We start from the raw sequence: 6,436 nt of genomic DNA, 5'->3' as shown, positions 1-6,436 counted from the left end.
CCGGACGCGGCGACGCGGCCCCTACGACGGAGTCGCCGGCGCCTGCCAACCCTGCCGAAGCCGAAACCGCCGGCGCCGACGAGCCCGCGCCGCCCGCGCCGCCCGCGCCGCCCGCGCCGGAGCCGACGGCTCCGGCCGCGCGCGATGCCGAGCGTCCCGCCGCCGCGCAGGAGACCCGCCACGAGGCCGAGCCCGAGACGCCGGATGCCACGACCGATGGCCTCGCGCCTGTCGCCCCCGCCGAGAGCCCGGCCGACGTCGCCGCCGCGAAGCCCTCAGAGGCGGAAGCAGCGGGTGCCGCGCCGGAGCCGGTGGCTCCGGTCGCAGGCGATACCGAGCGTCCGGCCGCTGCGCAGGAGGCAGAGCGCGGGGACGAAGCCGGTTCGCCGGTCGAGCGTCCTGCGCCCGTTGCCTCCTCCGAGTCTTCTTCGACCCCGGCGGGACGCGACGACGCTGCCGAGCGCCCGGCCGCTGTGGTCGAGCCGATGCGTGGCCGTCGGCGGGGACGCAAGGGCGCCGAGCTGTTCGGCGGCGAGCCCGGTGACAAGAAGGTCGCCGGATGGCAGGCCGCGTCGCCAAGAAGAGCGCCCGCCCCGCCGCCGCAGCGGCCGGCGCCCCAGCAGCCGGTGCAACAGCCCGTCCAGCAGCAGCCGCCCGCCGCGCAGGGGCCCACGCGCCCGGATCTGCCCCGGCAGGTCCCGCAGCGCGGCGGGCCGGGCGCGCCCGCGCAGCCGCCGGTGGTGCGGCCGCCCGTGCCGACGCGGCCGGACATCCCGATGCAGGGCCGCCCCGCCGCGCCCGCCGCGTTCGGCGGTACGCAGGGCGGGCCGCCGGAGGAGAACGAGTGGCGCCCCGCCAAGCAGGAGCGGGACGCCGGGACGCCGCGCCTGGAGGCGCCGCGGCCGTGGTCGAAGGGGCTGTCGAAGCCGCTGCGCCCGGCGACCACCGACAACATGCAGTGGCCGCCCGTCCCCGAGCCGGGGAAGGCGCCGGAGGCGTACACGGAACTGCCGCCGCAGGGCGTGCCGATCCAGCCGCCGCCGCCGCAGCAGCTGCAACCGCCGCAGCCGCACGTTCCGCAGCCCGCGGAGGAGCAGGCGCCGCCGAGGGAGGTGCGGTCGCAGCCCCAGTCGCCGGTCAGGCCGAGGCCGCTGCCGCCGCCCCCGGCGCCGCCCGCGTCCGGGCCCGCGATCACGCCGCCGGGGCCGGAGCACGAGGTCACGACCGGCGGGCTGCGCCGCCTCATCCAGGCCGTCGGCGGCGGCCACGGCGAGGTCGACGCCGAGTACCAGCAGCGGCTCCAGCAGCCGTTCCACGGGACGCGGCACGTCGTGGTGCTCGGGTGCACGGGCGGCGCGGGGCAGACCGTCACCGCGCTGATGCTCGGGCACACGTTCGCGCAGCACAACGGGGAACCGGTCGTCGCGATCGACGTGAACCCGGGGCCGGGCGCGCTCGCGCGGCGGACGCGCAGCGAGACCAACGAGACGCTGACCTCGCTGATCACGCGCGCCGACCAGGTCGGCAGCCTCACCGCGATGCGCCGCTACACCTCGCAGGCCAAGTCCGGCCTCGACGTCATCGCGGCCGGGAAGAACCCGCTGCAGGCGCTCGACGACCGCGACTACGCGCTGGCGATCCGCACGATCGACAAGTTCTACTCGGTGACGCTGCTCGACACCGCGGCGGCGATCGTCGCGCGGGTCCTGCCGTACGCCGACCAGATCGTGCTGGTCGCGCCGGCCAGCGCCGACGCGCCGCGCGCGGTGGCGATGACGTTCGAGTGGCTGGACGGGCACGGGTACGAGGAGCTCCGGTCCCGCGCCGTCACGGTCATCAATGGGGTGAGCCGCCGCAGCATGGACGACGTCGAGCAGGCGGAGGCGGTCGCCCGGGGGCGTTGCCGTGCCCTCGTGCGCATCCCGTGGGACGATCACCTCAGCATGGACCGCGCGCCCCGCAACGAGCTGAAGTCGTTGCGCGCGCCGACGCGCCGTGCCTATCTTGCCCTCGCCGGTGTGGTCGCCGGCGGGTTCACCGTCGTGCCCGAGCGTTACCAGGAGCTTCAGCAGGAGCAGGAGGCCACCCGATGAGCGCCCCTCGCGGGCACCGAGCCGGCCGGACGGGCGCCAGCGTGGCGGGCGCGCCTGTCGTTGATGTCCGCCCGGATTGTGAACACTCTCCCCGCCAGCCCTTCGCAGCCGCACGCCGATCGGGAGAATCATTGGTCAGGACCAGGGTCGGGAGGACGGCATGAGCAAGGCCAGCCGGCTGGCCGTGCGGTACTTCGACGACCGCGTACTGCTCACCGACAACGCGGCCTGGGCGTACTTCCGGCTGCCCACGGTGTCCTACGAGTTCACCACCGGCGAGGAGCGGGAGGCGCTCGCCACCAACATCACGATCGCGCTCGCCGGGATCCGGATGCAGGACGCCGAGGTGCACCTGCGGATCGCGCACCGCACGTACCCGGCGGCGGAGTGGGCGCTCGCGCTGGACAACACGTCCGACGGCGGCCCCGGGTGGCGGGAGTACCTGGAGGAGACCTACGCCCACGTGTGGGCGAAGGACTTCTGGACGAAGGAGGTCTACCTCGGGGTGCGGCTCGGCCCCCGGGGGATGGGCGCGCACCTGTCCGGCGGGGTGGTGTCGCAGCTCCTCGGGTTCTACAAGCGCAGCGAGAAGGTCCTCGGCGTCAACGACGACGCGATCGACAAGCGGGAGATCGGGCGCTGGACCGACCAGGCCGAGCGGATCGGCCGGGCCCTCGGCGGGTCCGCCCTGTACGCCCGGCACGCGACGTCCACCGAGGTGGCGTGGCTGTTCCAGCACGCGGTGACGGGATCGCTCGCCGACCCGCCGCCGTCGGCGGTGCCGCGCCGGACGTGGGGCAAGGGCGAGATCGAGTCGCTGGTGGAGGGCGCCATCCACAACGGCCGCTCGTACCTGCGGATCGAGCAGCCGAACTTCACCGGCGCGGGCGGCGGCGCGACGGCCGCGTCCTACGTCGCGTACCTGTCGTTCGCCCGCTTCCCCGACATGATGCCGTTCCCCGACGGCGAGCCGTGGTTCCACTACGCCGACGCGCTCCCGTTCCCCGTCGAGATCAGCGCGCGGATGAAGCTGATCCCGCCCGCCAAGGCCTCCAAGGACGTGTCGCGCAAGCTCGCGCACGCCCGCGACATGGACCAGCACATCCGGGAGGCGGGCGCGGAGGCGCCGATCGCGCTCGCCGAGCAGATCGACGCCGCGCGGATGCTGGAGCACGGCATCACCAAGGAGCGGCTGCCGTTCGTGTACGGGTGGCACCGGCTGATCGTGTCCGCGGCCACCGAGGACCTCCTCGCCCAGCGGGTCGACGCGGTCGTCGAGCACTACCGCGACATCGGCATCGACGTCGTCAACTCCACCGGCGACCAGTTCTCGCTGTTCCTGGAGTCGCTGCCCGGCGACCAGATCCGGCTGAACGCCTACGCGCAGCGGCAGCCGCTGCGCACCATCGCGGGCGGGATGCCCGTCGCGACCGTCGACCTCGGCGACCGCACCGACGAGAACGACGAGGGCTGGATCGGCCCCTACATCGGCGAGACCCTCGGCCGGGCCCGGTCGATCGTCCACTTCGACCCGCTCGTCGCCGCGGCCCGCAACCGCCCGACCGCCGTCGCGATCACCGGCGAGCCCGGCGGCGGCAAGACCACCCTCGCGCTGCTGCTCATCTACCAGATGGCGCTGCGCGGCGTCACGATCGCGGCCATCGACCCGAAGGGCGACGCCGAGTCGCTGGTCGAACTGCTCAAGGCGCGCGGCCGCAAGGCGCGGATCCTGCCCCTCGGGTCCGCGGCGCCCGGCCTGCTCGACCCGTTCTCGTTCGGCGACGACCTCGCCACCAAGAAGACCATGGCGACCGAGACGCTCCGGCTGCTGCTGCCGCGCATGTCGGAGGAGCGTGAGTCCGCGATGATCCAGGCGGTCGGCGCCGTCGCCAACGCCGGCCAGCCGTCCCTCGGCCGCGTCGTCGACCACCTGGAGCAGGCCGCCGACCCCGCGTCCAAGAACCTCGGCGCGGTGCTGCGGTCCATGTCGGAGATGCACCTCGCCCGGCTGTGCTTCGACCCGTCCGGCGGCGAGCGCATCGACACCGCCGGCTGGACGACCGTGTTCACCCTCGGCGGCCTCACCCTCCCCGACGTCACGATCTCCCGCGAGGACTACTCCTACGAGCAGCGCCTCTCCGTCGCGCTGATGTACCTGGTGTCGCAGTTCGCGCGGCGGCTGATGCACGGCATCGACCGGCGGCTGCCGAAGGCGATCTTCCTGGACGAGGCGTGGGCGATCACGTCGACGCCCGAGGGCGCCAAGCTGGTGCCCGAGGTGTCGAGGATGGGGCGGTCCCGCAACACCGCGCTGATCCTCGTCTCCCAGAACGCGGGGGACCTGCTGAACGAGCAGGTGACCAACTGCCTGTCGTCGGTGTTCTCCTTCCGCTCAACCGAACGGGTCGAGGTGGGCAACGTGATGTCGCTGCTCGGGGTCGAGGCGTCCGACGAGCACAAGGCCGTGCTGCGCAACCTCGGCAACGGCGAGTGCGTCTTCCGCGACCTCGACGGGCGGGCCGGCCGGATCGGCGTCGACCTCATCTCCGAGGAGCTGCGGCGCTGGCTGGACACCAACCCGACCCGGTCCCATCCCGGGCGTTCCGAACTCACCGCAGCGGGGGCCGAGGTCGAGGAGGTCAGCCGATGAGGGGTCCCCGCATCCGGACGGAGCGCCTGCAGCGCTCGCCCGGCGAACGCCTCGACCTGCGCCGAAGCCGGCGCCGCCGGCACCGCCCGCGCAGCCGCCGCTCCGCGGTGCTGCTGCTCGTGCTGGCGCTGTTCATGATCAGCCCGGTGTCCCCGGCCTCGGCGTCGATCCCGCTGCCGAGTCCCAACGACTCGTGCCGTCCGGCCGACAACCCGGCGCCGGAGGCGTACGGGTCCGGGACGGACGGGATGATCAAGCCGCCCGGCTACCCCGACGCGAAGCTGCAGAAGACGCCGGGCGACCAGCTCACCTACTACGACCGGTACGGCACGGCCGGGCAGACCTGGTACGCGGTCGACATGGGCTGCTCGGACGCGATGGCGATGATGGGCAACGCGATCGCCAACACGACGTTCACGCTGGTCCGGGCGGTCGACCGGACGACGATCAGCATCTACCAGGCGGCGGCGTCGGAGTCGCTGCTCGGCTGGCTGAAGAGCACCGTCGACGGCGTGATCAGCGGCATGGGCAAGACGTTCAACGCCCGCTACTGGTCGTGGGTGGTCATCCTCGGCGCGATGTGGCTGGCCTGGTGGGGGCTGGTCCGGCGGCGCGCGAGCAAGGTGACCGAGGGCGTCGTCTGGATGGTCGCCGCGATGGTCGCGCTGATCTGGCTGGTCGCGCGGCCCGCGGACTTCACCACCCTCGGTACGAAGGTGTCGTCGGCGACGAGCGCGGCGTTCAACGCGGCGCTGCCGCAGAGCGACACCAAGGGCGGCAGATGCATCCCGCCGCCGGACGGCAAGCCGGATCCGATGGCGTCGGCGAACCTGGACGCCACGACCCGCAACGCGAACGGGCTGTGGGTGGCGCTGGTCTGCAAGCCGTGGCTGCAGGGCGAGTTCGGCACCACCGACCCGAACGCGAAGATCGTCAAGGAGAACGCGGACAAGCTGCTGTCGTCGCAGGCGGTGGACCTGCCGGAGTCGTACGGCACGGAGAAACCCGATCTCGGGCAGAAGGCGGACGACTACAAGAGCGTCGCCAAGACCATCAAGGACGACTATCCCGGGACGTACTCGCTGTTCCAGGGCAAGAGCTGGCAGAACCGGCTGGCGGTCGCGTTCGGCGGGCTGTTCGCGGCGCTGGTCGCCGGCCTGCTGATCATGGTGATCGCGATCGCGCTGATCGTGGTGAAGATCGCGTTCCTGCTGCTGCTGGTGGCGGGGCCGATCTTCCTCGGGATCGGGATCCATCCCGGGATCGGCCGGGTGATCGCGGTCCGCTGGCTGGAGCTGCTGCTGTCGATGCTGCTGAAACAGGCGGCGCTGATCGGCGTGCTGGCGCTGCTGCTGTGGGCGTACGGGCTGATCCTCGGCGAGACGCTGCCGTGGGGGCTGCAGATCCTGCTGATCGCGCTGGTGACGTTCGCGGCGTTCATCTACCGCAAGCCGTTCCAGCACCTGTTCTCGGCGGTCGGCTACTCGGCGGTGGGGTCACGGGAGAAGAGCGAGGCCCATCTGGACAAGTCGGTCGCGGAGGCGCGCAAGAACACGGCGGCCGTGGCGGGCGCCGTGGTGCCGGGCGCGGCCGGGTACCGGCTGGGCCGCTGGGCGGGCAAGCGGGACGCCGCGGCGGACGCGGCCGGTGCGGGCGCCCTGGCGGACGCGGCCGGTGCGGGTGCCGCGGCGGC

General features: G+C 73.3%; 3 protein-coding genes. All 3 read left to right on the top strand.

Going from position 1 to position 6,436, the window contains the following annotated elements; genetic code table 11:
* Positions 1-485 precede the first annotated feature (485 nt).
* Positions 486-2,093, top strand: a complete 1,608-nt coding sequence (locus tag ABZ914_RS43875) for a MinD/ParA family ATP-binding protein (RefSeq protein WP_500200661.1) — start codon at positions 486-488, stop codon at positions 2,091-2,093.
* A 160-nt stretch (positions 2,094-2,253) separates the two neighbouring features.
* Entirely contained in the window at positions 2,254-4,743 is a 2,490-nt protein-coding gene (locus tag ABZ914_RS43870; RefSeq protein ID WP_500200660.1) for an ATP-binding protein, read from the top strand.
* Positions 4,740-6,436, top strand: a 1,697-nt coding sequence (locus ABZ914_RS43865) for a type IV secretion system protein (protein ID WP_500200659.1), incomplete at its 3' end; no start/stop codon positions are given. The genes ABZ914_RS43870 and ABZ914_RS43865, both read left to right, overlap by 4 nt.

This window comes from Spirillospora sp. NPDC046719 (genome assembly GCF_040645715.1).
Lineage (GTDB): Bacteria > Actinomycetota > Actinomycetes > Streptosporangiales > Streptosporangiaceae > Spirillospora.
The sequence above is the reverse complement of the archived record's forward strand: the minus strand, read 5'-3'. Positions and strand labels throughout refer to the sequence as shown.

What these genes read in the sequence shown, in the direction of transcription:
- ABZ914_RS43875 (WP_500200661.1), top strand. Translation starts at nt 486, where the DNA reads ATGCGTGGCCGTCGGCGGGGACGCAAGGGCGCCGAGCTGTTCGGCGGC.
- ABZ914_RS43870 (WP_500200660.1), top strand. Translation starts at nt 2,254, where the DNA reads ATGAGCAAGGCCAGCCGGCTGGCCGTGCGGTACTTCGACGACCGCGTA.